This window comes from Vibrio sp. KUL70 (genome assembly GCF_059725515.1).
In genome coordinates this window covers 151,745-167,535 of record NZ_AP045834.1, presented here as the reverse complement: position 1 = coordinate 167,535, position 15,791 = coordinate 151,745, and the positions used below count along the sequence as shown (strand labels likewise).

General features: G+C 46.0%; 17 protein-coding genes. 5 read left to right on the top strand and 12 right to left on the bottom strand.

From position 1 onward, the window contains the following. Positions 1 to 29 precede the first annotated feature (29 nt). The 7 genes from AC6I7V_RS00750 to AC6I7V_RS00720 all read right to left on the bottom strand — a co-directional run bounded on the left by AC6I7V_RS00750 (position 30) and on the right by AC6I7V_RS00720 (position 6,808). Positions 30 to 2,015: an LTA synthase family protein gene (locus AC6I7V_RS00750; protein ID WP_498011123.1), complete on the bottom strand. Its 1,986-nt coding sequence runs from the start codon at positions 2,013 to 2,015 to the stop codon at positions 30 to 32. 101 nt (positions 2,016 to 2,116) lie between these two features. Next, positions 2,117 to 2,926, bottom strand: coding sequence for a bifunctional DNA-formamidopyrimidine glycosylase/DNA-(apurinic or apyrimidinic site) lyase (gene mutM / locus AC6I7V_RS00745; protein ID WP_498011122.1), 810 nt, complete (start codon positions 2,924 to 2,926; stop codon positions 2,117 to 2,119). Positions 2,927 to 2,964: 38 nt separating this feature from the next. Beyond that, positions 2,965 to 3,462, bottom strand: coding sequence for a hypothetical protein (locus tag AC6I7V_RS00740; RefSeq protein WP_498011121.1), 498 nt, complete (start codon positions 3,460 to 3,462; stop codon positions 2,965 to 2,967). Positions 3,463 to 3,637: 175 nt separating this feature from the next. Then, a complete protein-coding gene (gene rpmG / locus AC6I7V_RS00735) occupies positions 3,638 to 3,805 on the bottom strand; it encodes a 50S ribosomal protein L33 (protein WP_002535344.1) in 168 nt (55 codons plus the stop codon). 13 nt (positions 3,806 to 3,818) lie between these two features. After that, a complete protein-coding gene (gene rpmB, locus AC6I7V_RS00730) occupies positions 3,819 to 4,055 on the bottom strand; it encodes a 50S ribosomal protein L28 (RefSeq protein WP_004728407.1) in 237 nt (78 codons plus the stop codon). A 291-nt stretch (positions 4,056 to 4,346) separates the two neighbouring features. After that, positions 4,347 to 5,021, bottom strand: coding sequence for a RadC family protein (gene radC / locus AC6I7V_RS00725; protein WP_255231673.1), 675 nt, complete (start codon positions 5,019 to 5,021; stop codon positions 4,347 to 4,349). Positions 5,022 to 5,134: 113 nt separating this feature from the next. Beyond that, complete coding sequence (locus AC6I7V_RS00720; RefSeq protein WP_255231674.1) at positions 5,135 to 6,808, bottom strand: methyl-accepting chemotaxis protein; 1,674 nt, start codon at positions 6,806 to 6,808, stop codon at positions 5,135 to 5,137. Between the two features lie 205 nt (positions 6,809 to 7,013). Between AC6I7V_RS00720 and coaBC the strand changes: the two genes are divergently transcribed. The 3 genes from coaBC (at position 7,014) to AC6I7V_RS00705 (ending at position 9,935) form a co-directional block, all read left to right on the top strand. Further along, positions 7,014 to 8,219, top strand: a complete 1,206-nt coding sequence (coaBC, locus tag AC6I7V_RS00715) for a bifunctional phosphopantothenoylcysteine decarboxylase/phosphopantothenate--cysteine ligase CoaBC (protein WP_498011120.1) — start codon at positions 7,014 to 7,016, stop codon at positions 8,217 to 8,219. A gap of 134 nt (positions 8,220 to 8,353) precedes the next feature. Next, a complete protein-coding gene (gene slmA, locus AC6I7V_RS00710) occupies positions 8,354 to 8,944 on the top strand; it encodes a nucleoid occlusion factor SlmA (protein WP_032551139.1) in 591 nt (196 codons plus the stop codon). 22 nt (positions 8,945 to 8,966) lie between these two features. Next, positions 8,967 to 9,935 carry a Kdo(2)-lipid IV(A) acyltransferase gene (locus AC6I7V_RS00705; protein WP_498011119.1) on the top strand — a complete coding sequence of 323 codons (969 nt, stop codon included), beginning with the start codon at positions 8,967 to 8,969 and terminating at the stop codon, positions 9,933 to 9,935. Positions 9,936 to 10,169: 234 nt separating this feature from the next. Here AC6I7V_RS00705 and pyrE read toward each other — a convergent pair whose 3' ends face one another. Next, a complete protein-coding gene (gene pyrE, locus AC6I7V_RS00700) occupies positions 10,170 to 10,811 on the bottom strand; it encodes an orotate phosphoribosyltransferase (RefSeq protein WP_255231678.1) in 642 nt (213 codons plus the stop codon). A gap of 233 nt (positions 10,812 to 11,044) precedes the next feature. After that, positions 11,045 to 11,761 (bottom strand): ribonuclease PH, encoded by a 717-nt coding sequence (gene rph, locus AC6I7V_RS00695; RefSeq protein WP_498011118.1) that lies wholly within the window; start codon positions 11,759 to 11,761, stop codon positions 11,045 to 11,047. Positions 11,762 to 12,012: 251 nt separating this feature from the next. Here rph and AC6I7V_RS00690 point away from each other — a divergent pair, with 251 nt between their 5' ends. After that, positions 12,013 to 12,879 (top strand): YicC/YloC family endoribonuclease, encoded by an 867-nt coding sequence (locus AC6I7V_RS00690; RefSeq protein ID WP_498011117.1) that lies wholly within the window; start codon positions 12,013 to 12,015, stop codon positions 12,877 to 12,879. Positions 12,880 to 12,931: 52 nt separating this feature from the next. On the opposite strand, the gene AC6I7V_RS00685 is transcribed toward AC6I7V_RS00690, so the two are convergent. Both AC6I7V_RS00685 and AC6I7V_RS00680 read right to left on the bottom strand, forming a co-directional pair. Further along, positions 12,932 to 13,426 carry a hypothetical protein gene (locus AC6I7V_RS00685; RefSeq protein ID WP_498011116.1) on the bottom strand — a complete coding sequence of 165 codons (495 nt, stop codon included), beginning with the start codon at positions 13,424 to 13,426 and terminating at the stop codon, positions 12,932 to 12,934. Beyond that, on the bottom strand, positions 13,417 to 14,151 hold the full coding sequence (locus AC6I7V_RS00680; RefSeq protein WP_498011115.1) for a winged helix-turn-helix domain-containing protein: 735 nt from the start codon (positions 14,149 to 14,151) through the stop codon (positions 13,417 to 13,419). Before AC6I7V_RS00680 ends, AC6I7V_RS00685 begins: the two co-directional genes overlap by 10 nt. A 423-nt stretch (positions 14,152 to 14,574) precedes the next feature. Here AC6I7V_RS00680 and AC6I7V_RS00675 point away from each other — a divergent pair, with 423 nt between their 5' ends. Beyond that, positions 14,575 to 15,141 carry a porin family protein gene (locus AC6I7V_RS00675; protein ID WP_498011114.1) on the top strand — a complete coding sequence of 189 codons (567 nt, stop codon included), beginning with the start codon at positions 14,575 to 14,577 and terminating at the stop codon, positions 15,139 to 15,141. 96 nt (positions 15,142 to 15,237) lie between these two features. Here AC6I7V_RS00675 and AC6I7V_RS00670 read toward each other — a convergent pair whose 3' ends face one another. Continuing rightward, positions 15,238 to 15,663: a phosphate-starvation-inducible protein PsiE gene (locus tag AC6I7V_RS00670; protein ID WP_255231683.1), complete on the bottom strand. Its 426-nt coding sequence runs from the start codon at positions 15,661 to 15,663 to the stop codon at positions 15,238 to 15,240. Between the last annotated feature and the right edge of the window lie 128 nt (positions 15,664 to 15,791).

Below are 15,791 nucleotides of genomic sequence, written 5' to 3'. Positions count from 1 at the left end.
TCTTATTGAGGGCTGTTTTGTATTTTCTGCTAGGGCTGTGCTGTCACTTGATAGCGTAAATAGTAGTTCTGCAGTTTGCGATACTCCTGAGCCCAATCTTGGTCTGGGTTTTCGACGGTGCTGTTCAAGTTAAATACGCTATCTTGATCGCGCCAAGGAAACAGTTTTTCTGCATTGCCGTTGGCAAATGCTCCATGATGGGTAATCGTACGAGCACTATTGTAACCAATATTACTCACACCATCTTGAGACAGCATGTTTTCACCGCCTAGAGAAATATACGCTTGGTCAGACAAACTAAAATGATACAGCGTTGGATAGACATCTCGATGGGATCCAATTCGATGTTGGTCATACTCATAGTCTGTATGCTCTAAAATTGCATCTGGAACATACATATAAAAAGGCGCACCATACGTTAGGCCGAACTCTTCCTTGGTATCCGTCGCCAAATAACGAACACGATGATCACCTGAAGCCGCTATCAAGGTTTGGTTACCTAACGGTGATGCTTTCACACCCGTAATAAATTGTCCCAAAGCGTCGTTTGCATATTGGTAGACCTGAAGAAGGTTTGTCGCTTCCCCTGCCATTGGGCCGAGTAACTGTTTTAGTCGCTCGCTCTCTCGTACTGGCTTGGCTTGATAGTCTGACGGCGCTCTAAACGGGGAGTGGTTGGTCACCGTCATGATGTATATCATCTGCGGTTTGTCCGCTTCCTCAAGCAATTTACGAGCAAACTTAAAGGTAAATTCGTCTGGGACTCCCCAAGTATCCGCTTCCTCTTTAGCTTCTGGGAAGGCTTTAATGATGCTGTTTTCGTCGTAAACCACATCAAAACCTTGGCGGGGTAAATAGTTGGCGAGGTTACGCCACATACTGTTACCACCATAGATAAACACCACATCATAGCCTGCCTGTTTATATGGCAAGACAGCAGAGCTTGGCAGCTCAACGCGTTGTGCATTTGAGTGGCTGATGGTCGGTATATCGCTGTGAAACAGCATCATAACAATGCTATCTATCGTTGCAGATGTACTCGCCATGAAGCGCTTAAAGACAAAATCTTCATCAAAATGTGTGCGTAAAGAGCCCAGCAGGTCATTGTTTTCTGGATCATCTTCGACAAGCACATTGTTTCCAAGCCCTTCCATCAATGCCATCACAACGTGAGGTTGGTGAGTTTCTAGGTACTCATTTTTAGGCGTCGTATACACTGGATTAGGTTGCCCTAACACTTTAAGCATTTGCTGCTCAAGAGCTTGCTTGGAAATAGGCTCAAATTTGGATTGTTTTTTATAGTCACTCTTAGCCCAATCGAGCGCCATAAAGGCATTAGGGGTAATATTATTAAGCGGAGCATATTGAGATACATTGGCGTGGTAGCGCTTCAAAGGTAACGTACCAACAGACCCTCGAGCAATCACCACCGTCACAGCAATCATAGCGACAACAGACACAGTAACGTGCCACCAACGACGAGCCTCCCAGTGTTTATTCTCTAAACGTTCCAATAACTTACTTGAACCCACATAGCCAAGTAGTCCAATGAAAATAGCCGTCAAAAACGATCTTAGAATTGGATAATCTGCCCAAGCATTTTCTAGTACCGCTTCAGTATCGTCATCGATTAACCCAAAAACAAAGACATCAATATAGCTACCATAAGTAACGTAGTAGTAGTAGTTAGCAATAGACATTCCCGACAACAAGAAAAATATCAAGGCACTGTAGCTAGGGATAATTCGAGCGAACTTTCTGTAAATGGAAGAGAAGCTAGCAACAATCAGCCCCACTAGCAACAAAGGGGCAAACCCAATTGCGACCACTTTTGCGTCAAAACGGAGCCCAACCCAGAAAGCACGCCAGACATCCGTCTCGATACCGATTAATTCTGAAGGGTCCACAACCTGAAAGTAGAACAATGCGCGAGAAAGAGACAGGAGGGCAATACCCGCAATAAAAAGCACGATAAGTGTGCGAGTCAACTTACGATAATTTTGGTCAAAATCCATGTTTTACGCTTTTAGAAGGGGTGGTTAAATCAAGCGCAGCATGATATCACAGCTCAATACCATGCTCGGTTTATATTCAGGAAATGCGTTTTCTAAAGTTCCTAGCTTTGGCAAGAATCACAGAAAAACGTATTTCTCTGTCCAATTTTCTGTTCTTGCAGTGCTTCCCCACAACTTGGGCAAGGCTCGCCCGCTTTACCATAGACCTGCAACTCTTGCGCAAAGTAACCGGGTTTACCGTCCGCTTGAGCAAAGTCTTTGAGTGTGGTTCCGCCTTGCTTAATTGCGGTGGCGAGAACTTGTTTGATCTCGTGAGTCAGACGATCCCACTCTGTTGCGGTGATCTTATTGGCGGGTCGAAGCGGGTGAATTTTGGAAGAGAACAGCGCTTCATTGGCATAGATGTTACCAACACCCACCACGACTTTATTGTCCATGATAAACTGCTTAACTGGAACACGACGCTTCTTCGCAAGCTCAGCAATGTAAAGAGCGTTGAACGCCTCCGTCAGCGGTTCTGGGCCTGCTCCTAGCAATACCGGGTGTGTTTCATCAGCAGGACTCCATAACCAAGCGCCAAATCGACGAGGATCGTTGTAGCGCAATACTTTACCGTTCGTTAGTTTTAGATCGACGTGATCATGCTTGCCTGCGGCTATCTCAGCATCTAACACACGTAAAGAGCCAGACATTCCTAAATGAACAATCGCATTGCCTGCATCAGTCTCAATAACTAAGTATTTGGCTCGGCGAGAGATCGTTTTTATCACCTTCCCTTCTAACTTTTTTAGCTCTTGGGGTATATCCCAACGAAGTTTCGGAGTGCGAAAAGTTAAAGTCGCGATAGTTTGACCAACCAAATGCGGGCTTATCCCCATACGGCTTACTTCAACTTCAGGTAACTCTGGCATACAACAGTTCCATTATTTTAATCATTTACTAATAAGTCTTAAGGCATCAAGTACTCAGGCTCAACCGACACGGCTAGCCATTTACCCTGCCAGTTCTGTAACAGCCAAAAATCGGGCAATCGGTAGTAAGTAATGCGCTGTGGCTCTTCTTGGTTGAGATACCACACCTCAATAGTTTGTGGTGAACTCAGAGACGCGCTAAGAGATTGATATGTCTCAGCATCGACTTCTGTGCCAACAAGCTGTTGCCAACGCTGTGAGAGGGTTTGAGCATTTGGTTGTGTCAGTTCTATAGGTCGGCCTTGTTCCTGATACTCCCAGCCATTCTCGTTCAACACAATAGACCACTGCGAGAAGTGCATTGCGGTGATTTGATCTGATGGATTCAGCAGGTAAGGAAAGCCGCTTTCAGACGTAACTTCAGCTTCAGGTGCTAACAGATAAGTTTTGATGATCGTTGGCAGGTTGAGTACGCCAATAAAGGCAATCACACTCAGGATTAGAATGTTGTTCCAGCGGCGACCACGGTATCTCATTGCTTTTACTCATCTCTGCACAAAGAAGACTCAGTATAGCGTGAAAGTGGCGAGATATTCTATCTGGTGGCGATTGGGACAAACGTTGTGGCAAATTATAGGTATAAAAAAACCCAGCGATAAGCTGGGTTTTTCAATTCTTTCTTCTACTTAAGAAGAGCCAAAAAAGCATCAATTACTTGATTTTCGCTTCTTTGTACATAACGTGCTGGCGAACTACTGGATCAAACTTTTTGATCTCAAATTTGCCTGGCATGTTACGCTTGTTCTTGTCAGTTGTGTAGAAGTGACCAGTACCTGCAGAAGATACTAGACGAATTTTCTCACGAATGCCTTTAGCCATTGCTTAATTCCTCTTAAACGTTTTCGCCGCGTGCACGGATATCAACAAGAACAGCATCGATGCCTTTCTTATCAATGATACGCATACCTTTAGCAGTTAGACGTAGTTTAACAAAACGTTTTTCGCTCTCTACCCAGAAACGATGAGTTTGTAGGTTCGGCAGAAAACGGCGCTTAGTAGCATTGCGTGCGTGTGAACGGTTGTTACCCGTTACTGGACGCTTACCAGTTACTTGGCATACTCGGGACATGAATGTCTTCTCCAATCGTTTCAGCTCGATATCAACCTTGGTGGCCGAACCTCTCTATCTATAAAAAATAGAAGGTAAAAACCGTTATGGAAAACCCATACAAGGCTATCAAAGGTCGCGCATTATACTAACTTGACGCGCATTGCTCAAGACCCGAACAGATCCTTTTTAAGGATTTCGTGATCTTTTTTTGTGCAACACAGCTTGCTTGAGTAATCAGAGCTGATTTAAGGTCTAAAAATGTGGGCGAATCATAGCAGATTTCTAGCAACTAACAAGCCATAATGTGATTCAAATCCACCCACGTTCAGCAAAAGAGACCACTTCACCATCACCAACCACGAAATGGTCGAGCACCCTAATGTCAACCAGCGCCAACGCATCGGTTAATCTGCGCGTGATTCTTCTGTCGGCTTGGCTCGGCTCTGCGACGCCAGAAGGGTGATTGTGAGCCAATATCAGCGCCGCAGCGTTGTGGTGCAGAGCCCGTTTGACGACTTCTCTGGGATAAACAGACGCAGCATCAATCGTGCCCTCAAACATCACTTCATCCTTAATCACCCGGTTCTGATTGTCTAGAAATAGGATATAAAAGGCTTCGCGTTGGCGATCTCTCAACACACTCGAAAGATAGAGCTTTGTATGGGTGGGACTCGTTAGCGCGTCGCCTCGGTTTAGCGTCTCGGCAAGATAGCGCTGGGTCATCTCCAACACCGCTTGCAGTTGAACGTACTTAGCCTGCCCTAACCCTTTATGCTGGCAAAACGCCTTCTCTGAAGCAGAGAACAACTGACGCAGAGAACCAAAATCTTGGATAAGAAAATCGGCCAGCTCGATAACGTTCATGCCTCGCGTGCCAGTGCGCAGAAAAATAGCGAGTAATTCGGCATCCGACAACGCTTGTGGTCCACGTTGCAGCAATTTTTCTCTTGGCATTGAATCGTTAGGCAAAGCTTTTAGTATCATTAGGTGGCTCTGTAGGTGAATAAGCCCCTATTGAACAAAATAAAAAACGAAAGTCGTATCTGACTTTCGTTTTTTTCGTTAACCACTGCTTTTCTATGTAATTGAGCGATCCATCAAAGCTTAAAGTTTCCAACCAGATCGTGAATTTCAGATCCTGACTGCGACAACTGAGTGCTAATGCTTTCTGCATGCTGAAGTGTGTCGTTGATATGGTTTACGATTTGCTGAATCGCCACTAGGTTCTGATTGATATCCTCAGCGACCGCGCTCTGCTCTTCTGCCGCCGTGGCGGTTTGAATACCGCGATCTCGAATCATACCGATAGAGTGTTGCACGCCAGACAGAGATTGTTGGATCATTGACGACTCTTCAACCGTCTTCGCGCCGCGCTCCTGGCTCGCCGACATAGTCGTCACCGCTCGTGATACGCCTGTTTGCAGTTGCTTGAGCATATCACCAATTTCATGGGTACTGTTTTGTGTGCGGCTTGCTAGCGAACGAACCTCATCAGCAACCACGGCAAAGCCACGACCTTGCTCACCGGCACGTGCAGCTTCTATCGCCGCGTTCAATGCGAGTAAGTTGGTCTGCTCAGCAATTTCGCCGATCACATCTAGCACCTTGGTAATTTGCTCGGTTTGTTGGCTCAGCTCTGCGATCGCTTCAGAGGAGCTGTTGACCTCATCGACCAATTTACTGATTCCATCAATCGCTTGGTCCACTTCGCGCTGCGCCTCGGTCACTTGTCCGTTGGCATCATCAATCGCCTGCGCCGTTTCATGGGTATTGCTGGCGACCTCTTTAGCCGTCATGCTCATTTCCGTCACCGCTGTGACCACTTTATCGGTTTCGAGGCAGTGATTTTGCATTTGAGCACTGGCTTGAGACGTCTGCGAATCCAGTTGCCCAGAGACGCTTTGTACGGTATCGGCAGAACGTTGAATGTCCTGCATCAGCGGATGAAGCTTATCCATAAACTCATTAAAGGCCGATGCCACCTCTCCGACTTCATCTTTACTTTCCATTTTCAGACGCGCCGTTAAGTCACCGCCACCAGCCGCAACATCTTGTAAAGACTTAGCAATATGCTGCAGTGGTTTAATGCCTTTAGACACAATAATGCTCGTCAGCACGCTCGTGATAATAAGGCCAATGACCGAGATTGTTATTGCTGACAGTGTATGTTCATTCAGCTCTTGGGTACGCAGTTCACGCTGCATCGCTACTTGCTGATCAATATCATCAATGTAGATCCCGGTACCCAACACCCAGTCCCACTTAGGCAAGTACTCGGCGTAACCTAATTTTGGCGCCTGCGCATCAATGCTTGGTTTATGCCAAGAGAAATACAAAAAACCATCGCCGTTTTTAGACGCATCAATCAAACCACCAATAACCGCCACGCCATTTTCATCTTTCAAACCGATGAGATTTTTGCCTTCTAGGGACGGTTTAATCGCATGCAACGTGTTAACACCTTTCGAATCATACGCAAAGAAATAGCCATCACTCTCAAAACGCATCGCTTTAAGGATATCTTTTGCCGCTTGTTTGTTATTACCGTTGACGTCTGTATCGTACAGCGGCTTTATCGCGGTAACGCCCATCATCATGTAGGCTTGCAGCTCTTTCTTACGTGTATCGATCAACTCTTGTCTGTCGCGCGCCAATTCAGCTTCTAAGCTATTACTGCCGTTAATGTAATAGACCACCGAGATCAATGTGGTGATCAACAACAAAGGGATCAGAGTCACCAGCAGCAATTTACCTCGACTTTTCAGTACCATTTTTTTCCACTACCTCATTATTGTTATTTTCCCCTCTTATCTTGCAGAGCAGGCAAAGATTGTCTGTGAGGTAGACGAAGGTTTTATATAACTCTCAGTAATTAATATTCTGTAGTTTGATATCGATTAGCTTCTCCTCAGATTTGCAGAGGTGATGACAGAATCAGTTGTGTTAAAATCGTCGCCAGAAAATTGGAGATTTAAGATGCAAACACTCGCAGGAAAGAAAATTCTACTCGGTATCAGTGGCGGTATTGCCGCGTATAAATGTGCGGAGCTAACACGTCGCCTAATAGAAAGAGGGGCACAGGTCCAAGTGGTGATGACGCACGCAGCGAAGGAGTTTATCACCCCACTCACCATGCAGGCCGTCTCGGGTAGGCCGGTGTCTGATAGCTTACTTGATCCTGCAGCGGAAGCGTCTATGGGTCACATTGAGCTAGCAAAGTGGGCTGATCTGGTGCTACTTGCTCCTGCAACAGCGGACTTGATTGCTCGTATGGCCGCTGGCATGGGTAACGACCTATTGACCACACTCGTCCTTGCAACCGATGCGCCAGTTGCGGTCTCTCCTGCGATGAATCAACAGATGTATGCCCACCCAGCAACGCAAGAAAACATCGCGACGCTGAAACGTCGAGGTTGCCAAATCTGGGGCCCAGCGGCTGGAGAGCAAGCGTGTGGTGATGTTGGTATGGGTCGTATGCTAGAGCCTATGCAGCTTGTTCACCGTTGTGAGAACTTCTTTCAGCCAAAACCTCTTGAAGGGCGTAGCGTATTGATCACTGCGGGTCCAACTCGAGAAGCGATCGACCCTGTTCGCTACATCTCTAACCATAGCTCAGGCAAGATGGGATACGCGTTAGCAGAAGCAGCAGTTAATCTCGGCGCAACGGTAACGCTAGTGAGCGGCCCTGTTGCTTTAGCAACGCCAGAAGGTGCAACACGAGTTGACGTCGAGAGCGCTCAGCAGATGTTCGATGCCGTTATGGGCTCAGCATCACAACACGATGTCTTCATTAGCTGCGCCGCCGTAGCCGATTACCGCCCTCGCACCGTAGCCGATCAAAAGATGAAGAAGGTCGACGGGACTGATGATATGTCTATCGAGATGGTTAAGAACCCAGATATCGTCGCGACTGTCGCAGCCATGACACAAGATCGCCCATTCACCGTTGGTTTTGCAGCAGAAACTCAAGATGTAGAGAAGTACGCGCGTGGCAAACTGGAGAAGAAGAACCTCGATATGATCTGTGCCAATGATGTGTCGGTAGAAGGACAAGGCTTCAACAGCAATAACAACGCATTGAACCTTTACTGGAACAATGGTGAACAATCGCTTCCTTTAGAGAGCAAAGAGGCATTAAGTTTTAAGATCTTGGAGCAAATCGAAAGACTTCTTGAAGCGTAGCCGCATTTTTGCGCTGACAATACCCTGACATCTCTCGATTCTGTTGACCTAATGCTTACAGAGCTAGGAACAGAATTGATTGGTGTTTATAATCCTTTTCACTCATCATCCTCTCTATCAAAGGAAGTAAACAGATGGCTGGTACCCGCAAATCGAACCGTCGTGAAGAAATTCTACAAGCGCTTGCTCAAATGTTGGAGTCAGCAGAAGGCGCCTCTCGCATCACAACGGTAAAACTGGCCAAGCAGGTCGGTGTATCAGAAGCTGCACTTTATCGCCATTTCCCAAGTAAAGCGCGCATGTTTGAAGGGTTAATCGAGTTCATCGAAGAGGCGCTAATGTCGCGCATTAATCGTATCCTTGATGAAGAGAAAGATACCTTAGAGCGCATTCGATTGGTGCTCCAACTGATCCTTGTGTTCTCAGAACGTAACCCTGGCCTGACTCGTATTTTGTCTGGTCATGCTCTAATGTTTGAAAACGAACGTCTACGCGATCGTATCAACCAGCTATTTGAGCGTATCGAAACACAGCTGCGCCAGATCCTGCGTGAGCGCAAGATTCGTGAAGGCAAATCTTTCCCTGTGGATGAAAGAATTCTTGCCGCTCAATTGCTTGGACAGGTTGAAGGTAGTCTCAATCGCTTTGTGCGTTCAGACTTCAAATACCAACCGACTGAAAACTTTGATGCTTACTGGGCGCTACTGAGTGCTCAAATTAAATAAATTCATAACCTAAGCGGTGCTTATGACGACAAAAACCAGTTCGACACAACACGTAATCACCAAACCACCTTTTCAGCTTTCGCTACTGCACCCTAAATATTGGGGTGTTTGGTTCGGTTTTGGCTTGCTTGCCTTCATTGTTAATGTGCTGCCTTATCACGCTCTGCTGCTGATTGGCCGCTCTCTGGGCGCGATTGGCGCTCGTTATGGCAAAAAGCGCGTTGCTATCACCGCACGCAACCTAGAACTCGCATTTCCCGACAAGCCCGCCGACGAAGTTGATGCCATGGTGCAAGAGAACTTCAAGAATACTGGCATGGCGCTTATCGAAACCGGCATTACTTGGTTCTGGCCAACGTGGCGCTTCAAACGTCTGCTGGTCGACAAGGACACCCAAGCCCTGCGCACTCATCAGCAGAATGGCAAAGGCGTGCTACTGTGTTGTGTTCACGCTTTGAACTTAGAGATCACTGCTCGCGGCATGGCGGTATTGGGTATTCCGGGTCTTGGCGTCTATCGCCCACATAACAACCCTGCTTATGAGTTCATTCAGTACCGTGGTAGAACTCAAAATGGCAACCGCTTGATTCACCGTAAAGACGTTAAGCGTATGATCAAAGTACTGCGCAAAGGGGAGATCCTTTTCTACCTGCCAGATCATGATTACGGCCGTAACAAGTCGGTATTTGTACCTTTCTTTGCCGTCGAAGATGCCTGCACCACTACTGGTACCAGCATTTTGGCTTACACCAGTAAGTGTGCACTGGTTCCGGGCTCTGGTTTTAGAAATGAAGATGGGAAGTATGAGATCATCGCCAATGAGTCGGTGGAAGCTGATTACCCGCAAAAAGATGAGAAAGCCGCCGCAGCCTACATGAACCGCTACCTAGAGAAAACCATCTTAAGAGCACCAGAGCAGTGGATGTGGCTGCACAAGCGCTATAAGACCATGCAAGACCCAGAAGTGCCAAAAGGCATTCGCTACAAATAAACGTTCACCAAAAGAAAGGGGCTGATGATTCATCAGCCCCTTGTGCATTTTATATTCTCAACAGAATCGTAGTATACCAATCACAGTAAGTAAGTGATCAAAAATAGCGCCGGAAAAAGGCTTGAGAACAAGGCAGAATTTTTCGATAAGTAGTTATTCTACAATCAAAAATTCTAACGCAGTTATCGAGCATTTTAACAAGCTAGGGTGAGCAATTATTTACTACGATTGGTATTAAATTCCGTACTCAGCGCGGTACGCTTTCACTGCTTCTAGTTGTGCTGCGTCTGTGCCCTTTTCTTCAAGGAAAGTAACTAGGTCAGTCAGGCTAACGATTGAGATGATTGCGCAACCGAAATCGCGCTCAACTTCTTGAATCGCAGACAGTTCACCTTTGCCCTTCTCTTGACGGTCAATCGCGACCAGAACACCCGCTAAGTCAGCACCGTTCGCTTGGATGATTTCCATTGACTCACGAATCGCTGTACCTGCTGTGATCACATCGTCCACCAGCATGATACGACCTTCCAGTGCGCTACCGACTAGGTTGCCACCTTCACCGTGGTCTTTCGCTTCTTTACGGTTAAAGCAGTAAGGCGTGTCTACATCGTGATGATCTGCCAGCGCAACTGCCGTTGTCGTTGCGATTGGGATACCTTTGTATGCAGGGCCAAACAGTACGTCAAATTCAATGCCAGAGTCTGCTAGTGCTGCCGCGTAAAAACGACCTAGGCGTGCTAGATCACGACCTGTGTTAAACAATCCAGCATTGAAGAAGTAAGGGCTCTTACGGCCAGACTTTAAAGTAAACTCACCAAACTTAAGTACTTCTTTCTCTAGTGCAAATTCAATAAATTCACGTTGATATGCTTTCATGCTCATCCTCTAAATTAATTTACTTTCCAGTTCCTAACTTCCAATCACTTAGGAAGCTAACAATGATGTATTTTCTAAATAGATAGCTCTACAACAAGGCAGCAAGGTTTTTCAGCCCTATGAGCATAGGGGACCTATGTGATTAGGGTGAAAAATTGCAGCTAACGCGGGTGTAGAGTTATATATGACGAAAATAAAAAAATAGCCCCTTAAAAAGGAGCTATTAAAATTGATTATTCTGCCAACGCCGACTTCTGCGCTTCAACAATATCGGCAATGCCCTTATTCGCTAGGGCTAAAAGCTGCATCAGCTCTTCGTGGCTAAACGGTTCGCCTTCTGCTGTGCCTTGAATCTCAATCATCTTACCGTCTTCCGTCATTACAACGTTCATATCGGTATCGGCTGCTGAGTCTTCAACGTACTCAAGGTCACACAGAGCTTGTTCACCAACGATACCCACTGAAACTGCCGCAACGTGGCCTTTCATTGGGTTCGTTTTAAGCTTACCGCTCTCTAACAGGTGATTAATCGCGTCAGCCATTGCTACGCTCGCACCAGAGATAGACGCAGTACGTGTACCGCCATCTGCTTGGATAACATCACAATCGACAGTGATCATGATTTCACCCATCGCTTTTAGATCAACCACCGCACGTAGGCTACGAGCAATCAAACGTTGGATTTCCATTGTACGACCGCCTTGCTTACCGCTCGCGGCTTCACGACGGTTACGAGTGTGTGTTGCACGTGGCAGCATGCCGTATTCGGCTGTTACCCAACCCTTTCCTTGACCTTTCAACCAACGCGGTACGTTCTCTTCTACCGTCGCGTTACATAGAACCTTGGTGTTACCAAACTCAACCAGCACAGAGCCTTCAGCATAAGCTGTATAGTTACGAGTAATTTGAATTGGACGAACTTGATCTACGGCGCGGTCATTTGGACGCATAAGTATCTACCTTATTAGTCTTATCTTTAGGTGTTTAACTATTGAAAGTGTCTGTCACCTAAGAAAGGGGTGAGACAAATTGGATTGGGACGAGATTATATAGCAGTTTGCGGTGCAAAGCTATTTATCCTGAAGCTCAGCGCTTCCAGAGCAGCTTCTAAACCAACAACGCAATGGACGCACATAGCACCCCGTATCGTGATACTATGCGTGCGCGTTATTTTCAGAATGATAAAAGACAGGAAAATTCGATGATTTATAGTATGACGGCATATGCACGTAAAGAAGTAAAAGGCGATTGGGGTACAGCTGTGTGGGAAATCCGCAGTGTAAACCAGCGCTACCTTGAAACTTACTTCCGCATGCCAGAGCAGTTCCGTGGCCTAGAGCCAATCCTTCGTGAGCGTTTTCGTAAACGTCTAGCACGCGGTAAGGTTGAATGTAATCTGCGCTTTGAAGCAAACCCTGCGGCAAAAGGCGAGCTGAGCATCAACGAAGGCCTAGCGCAGCAAGTAATCAATGCGGCAAATCAAGTAATGGGGATGACTGGCGAAGAGAGCCGTCTAAACCCGTTCCAAGTAATGAACTGGCCAGGCGTGATGGAAACACCAGAGCAAGACATGGACGCGATCAACAAAGACCTGCTAGCCGCGTTTGATGACACTGTAAAAGATTTCATTGATGCTCGTGGTCGTGAAGGTGAGAACATGAAAGCTCTGATCGAACAGCGTCTAACTGCAATCACAGAAGAAGTTGTTAAAGTTCGTGCGCGCATGCCTGAGATCCTAGAGTGGCAACGTGAGCGTCTTCTTAATAAATTTGAAGAAGCGAAGATTGAGCTTGAAGGTGCACGTGTTGAACAGGAACTGATCCTGCTGGCTCAAAAATCTGACGTCGCTGAAGAGCTAGATCGTCTAGATTCTCACGTAAAAGAAGCCACTAACATCCTGAAGAAAGGTGGCGCATGTGGCCGTCGTCTAGACTTCATGATGCAAGAGTTCAACCGTGAATCCAACACACTGGCATCTAAATCTATCAGTACTGACATCACCGCATCTGGTGTAGAACTTAAAGTTCTTATCGAGCAGATGCGTGAACAGATCCAAAATATTGAATAATCTATTAGGTTTCCACCTAACATGATTCGAAAATAGCTCCTGCTCTCAGGGGCTATTTTTTATAGCAGGCGTAGTTTCTCTCTTCGGCATGCCCTTTGCTGAATAGAAACAGATGCTCACCTTGCACTTTGTACATTAATTCAATTTTAGCTCTCACTAGGGCATCCATGTCGCGCACAAGGCTACCACTGTCTGCGGGCTTCAAATCCCAATCGATATGATGATAGGCAACCGACAATCGGCCATTTTCAGCGGTATAGTCTGCCTCAAAATAGACTTCATAGGGATGGGGGCCCGATGTTTCTGTTGTGAAGTGTCCCTTTTGAAAAATCAGCAACGTATTATCTGAAGTGAACTCTAAAATAGAGCGATCAGCGATCTCTTGATAACCGCTATAGCCTTGCGTGACAAACCCTTCATCGAGCTGTACACATGCCCAGCGCGTACCCGCCAACTGTTGCTGCTCAAATTTCCATTGATACAGCCCTATCGCGACAACACTGACAAAGAGCACGATGTTGAAAGCGATAACTGTTTTTAACCGCATATTACTCTCGCCTTCTTGATTGCTTTAACGACTGTCTCTGGTATCTGCTCGACCGTCACTGAGTGATTCACATAACTGGCGTTCTTGTTGCCATTTTTTGCAAACGCGAACGCTTTAATCAGATACACACCATCCTCATACGCCGACTCTGCCACTCGCAAGTACACATCCGCATGACAAGTAGGAAAAGACAGTGTCGCTAACTCATACGCGAGGAGTTGACCGTCGCTAACCAAATACGCGCTGTCGTGAAGATAAAAGTCAGTTGCGCCAACCTGGAAGTGTTGATACTCACTTGGCTGAAGAAAGTCTGGTTTTCTTATAAAAGGTTTCGCTAGCAAGACAAATACCAGGCAAACAAACAGAAGCACTGTTATCACGCCATGCCACAGATACAGGTTCTCTTTGTGTGTGATAGGAGCGCTAACTTTGATGGGTTCATCGCCTTTACTTGACGCTGCCGGGATAACATCACCCTCTTGGATTACTCGAGTCGTACGCTGTTCGACCTTCTCTTTTACAGGCTCTTCAGCGCATTGAATTTCAAGCACATAGCCAATCTTACTCACAGTTCTAATGGTGACGTCAGTCGCACCTAACTGAGCGAAGCTTTTTCTTAAACCAGAAATAACATTAGTGATCGCTTGGTCGGTGACAAGAGCGCCCTCCCAACAAGTTTCAAACAGACACTCGCGGGTAACGTGGGCACCCCGATTCTCTAACAACAAGCTCAATACATCATAAGGCAACGGCCGTAATTGAATGCTATCACCCTCCACACTCGACAGTGTCCGGGTCGCGGGATCAAGTATCAAGTTGGAAAAACAGACTCTATGCATAGGCTCACTGTGACTAGAAGTTGAGCAAATATCACTCAAAAATATACTGCGGAGCTTTTGATCATATCACTACTGCCTCTGCGACGTAAGAGGTGGTTTGAAAACCACCAAAAATCGAAAGAGGACAACCAAGAAAAATACACCATCAACCATATCAATAACTTACCCCAAAAATATAAAAATACATAAAGAGGAAATTTATAAAAACCCTGCAATTCATGAAGTTTAAATGTAATCCCGCTTTAGTTTTATATTGATACTGAACACATAATGCACACCGTTTTTTATTTCCAAAAAGAGATTAATAAAATGAAAAAAGCAGTGATCCTTTTAGCAGCATTTTCTGCCTTTGCAGGTGCTCAAGAGCAAGCCGTAGAAAAAGACGTGTCTGGTTTTTATTTAGGTGGTGGCTTCGGTACTACAACTTATGATGATGATGCTGCATTTTCTACGTTAGAGACTAACGACTCTACTTTTAAACTGATTGGTGGTTACCAGTTTAACCGCATCGTGGGTGTTGAAGCGCAATACACAAAATACAGTGACGTAACTGCACCAGGCTTTTCTGGTGCTATCGAACCTACAGGCGTTTCGATTGCAGCAAACCTTGGCTACACGTTTGATAACGGCTGGCGCCCATTTGGTACTGTTGGTCTGACTCACCTTTCATTTGATACTAATGGCTATGGTAGCGATGATGAGACAGCACTGCGCCTAGGTGCAGGTGTTGAATATACTCCGGCAAGTCTTGAGAATTTAAACTTCCGCGTTGCTTACGAAGTGGACACGTTCAATGTAGATATGGGTACTCAGTACTACAATGATGTGACTGTTCAGCTTGGTAGCTTCTACGCTGGTGCAACCTACAAGTTCTAAGAATCAACATTTCGTTGAATTAGAAACCGTTCGTTGATTTATAAAAAGGGCGACTCAATGTCGCCCTTTTCAGTATGTGTCTATTTTCTTTCGCTATTACTCATCAGGCTCTTGCGTACGTCGGTCGACATATGGCCAATAATGGTGCCCAGCTCTAATCAGCAGTGTCGCTGCAGCAAGAATGAATGCCGCCACCGCCAGCCACACCACCAACACCGCATCCAACTCTTTCATACCTAGCGTGATATATCGAGCAATGGCCATCATTGCGATATAGATAGGATATCGAACCGGGATCTTACCGTTGACCACAAATTGCTGCACCATCGCCAGCACTTCGAGATAGATGAACATCAGCAGGATGTCAGTCAAGAGAACGCGTTTTTCAGCAAACACATGCATGAACTCTTCGACCATTGCAAACAAGGTCGCCAACGTAATGGCCACCAACAGTACAGCTTCAAGGATATGGAATATCTTCAAGAAAGGTTGACTAAAACCTTTTGGTAAATGAGAAGGCATAAACACTCTAATTTCTAATTAAACCTGTCAGTACAATAGCATGCCTCTGTCTAGGTCGCGCTATCTGTTGTAACCAACTTTAGGCGTAGAGCACGACAGCGATGTACATCGTTATCCAACACGCAAAA

Excerpts from the sequence above, each read along its gene's own strand:
- coaBC (WP_498011120.1), top strand. The coding sequence starts at position 7,014 with ATGCAAACACTCGCAGGAAAGAAAATTCTACTCGGTATCAGTGGCGGT.
- pyrE (WP_255231678.1), bottom strand. The coding sequence starts at position 10,811 with ATGAAAGCATATCAACGTGAATTTATTGAATTTGCACTAGAGAAAGAA.
- AC6I7V_RS00690 (WP_498011117.1), top strand. The coding sequence starts at position 12,013 with ATGATTTATAGTATGACGGCATATGCACGTAAAGAAGTAAAAGGCGAT.
- AC6I7V_RS00685 (WP_498011116.1), bottom strand. The coding sequence starts at position 13,426 with ATGCGGTTAAAAACAGTTATCGCTTTCAACATCGTGCTCTTTGTCAGT.
- radC (WP_255231673.1), bottom strand. The coding sequence starts at position 5,021 with ATGATACTAAAAGCTTTGCCTAACGATTCAATGCCAAGAGAAAAATTG.
- rpmG (WP_002535344.1), bottom strand. The coding sequence starts at position 3,805 with ATGGCTAAAGGCATTCGTGAGAAAATTCGTCTAGTATCTTCTGCAGGT.
- mutM (WP_498011122.1), bottom strand. The coding sequence starts at position 2,926 with ATGCCAGAGTTACCTGAAGTTGAAGTAAGCCGTATGGGGATAAGCCCG.
- AC6I7V_RS00675 (WP_498011114.1), top strand. The coding sequence starts at position 14,575 with ATGAAAAAAGCAGTGATCCTTTTAGCAGCATTTTCTGCCTTTGCAGGT.
- rpmB (WP_004728407.1), bottom strand. The coding sequence starts at position 4,055 with ATGTCCCGAGTATGCCAAGTAACTGGTAAGCGTCCAGTAACGGGTAAC.
- AC6I7V_RS00670 (WP_255231683.1), bottom strand. The coding sequence starts at position 15,663 with ATGCCTTCTCATTTACCAAAAGGTTTTAGTCAACCTTTCTTGAAGATA.
- AC6I7V_RS00720 (WP_255231674.1), bottom strand. The coding sequence starts at position 6,808 with ATGGTACTGAAAAGTCGAGGTAAATTGCTGCTGGTGACTCTGATCCCT.
- AC6I7V_RS00705 (WP_498011119.1), top strand. The coding sequence starts at position 8,967 with ATGACGACAAAAACCAGTTCGACACAACACGTAATCACCAAACCACCT.
- AC6I7V_RS00750 (WP_498011123.1), bottom strand. The coding sequence starts at position 2,015 with ATGGATTTTGACCAAAATTATCGTAAGTTGACTCGCACACTTATCGTG.
- rph (WP_498011118.1), bottom strand. The coding sequence starts at position 11,761 with ATGCGTCCAAATGACCGCGCCGTAGATCAAGTTCGTCCAATTCAAATT.
- slmA (WP_032551139.1), top strand. The coding sequence starts at position 8,354 with ATGGCTGGTACCCGCAAATCGAACCGTCGTGAAGAAATTCTACAAGCG.
- AC6I7V_RS00740 (WP_498011121.1), bottom strand. The coding sequence starts at position 3,462 with ATGAGATACCGTGGTCGCCGCTGGAACAACATTCTAATCCTGAGTGTG.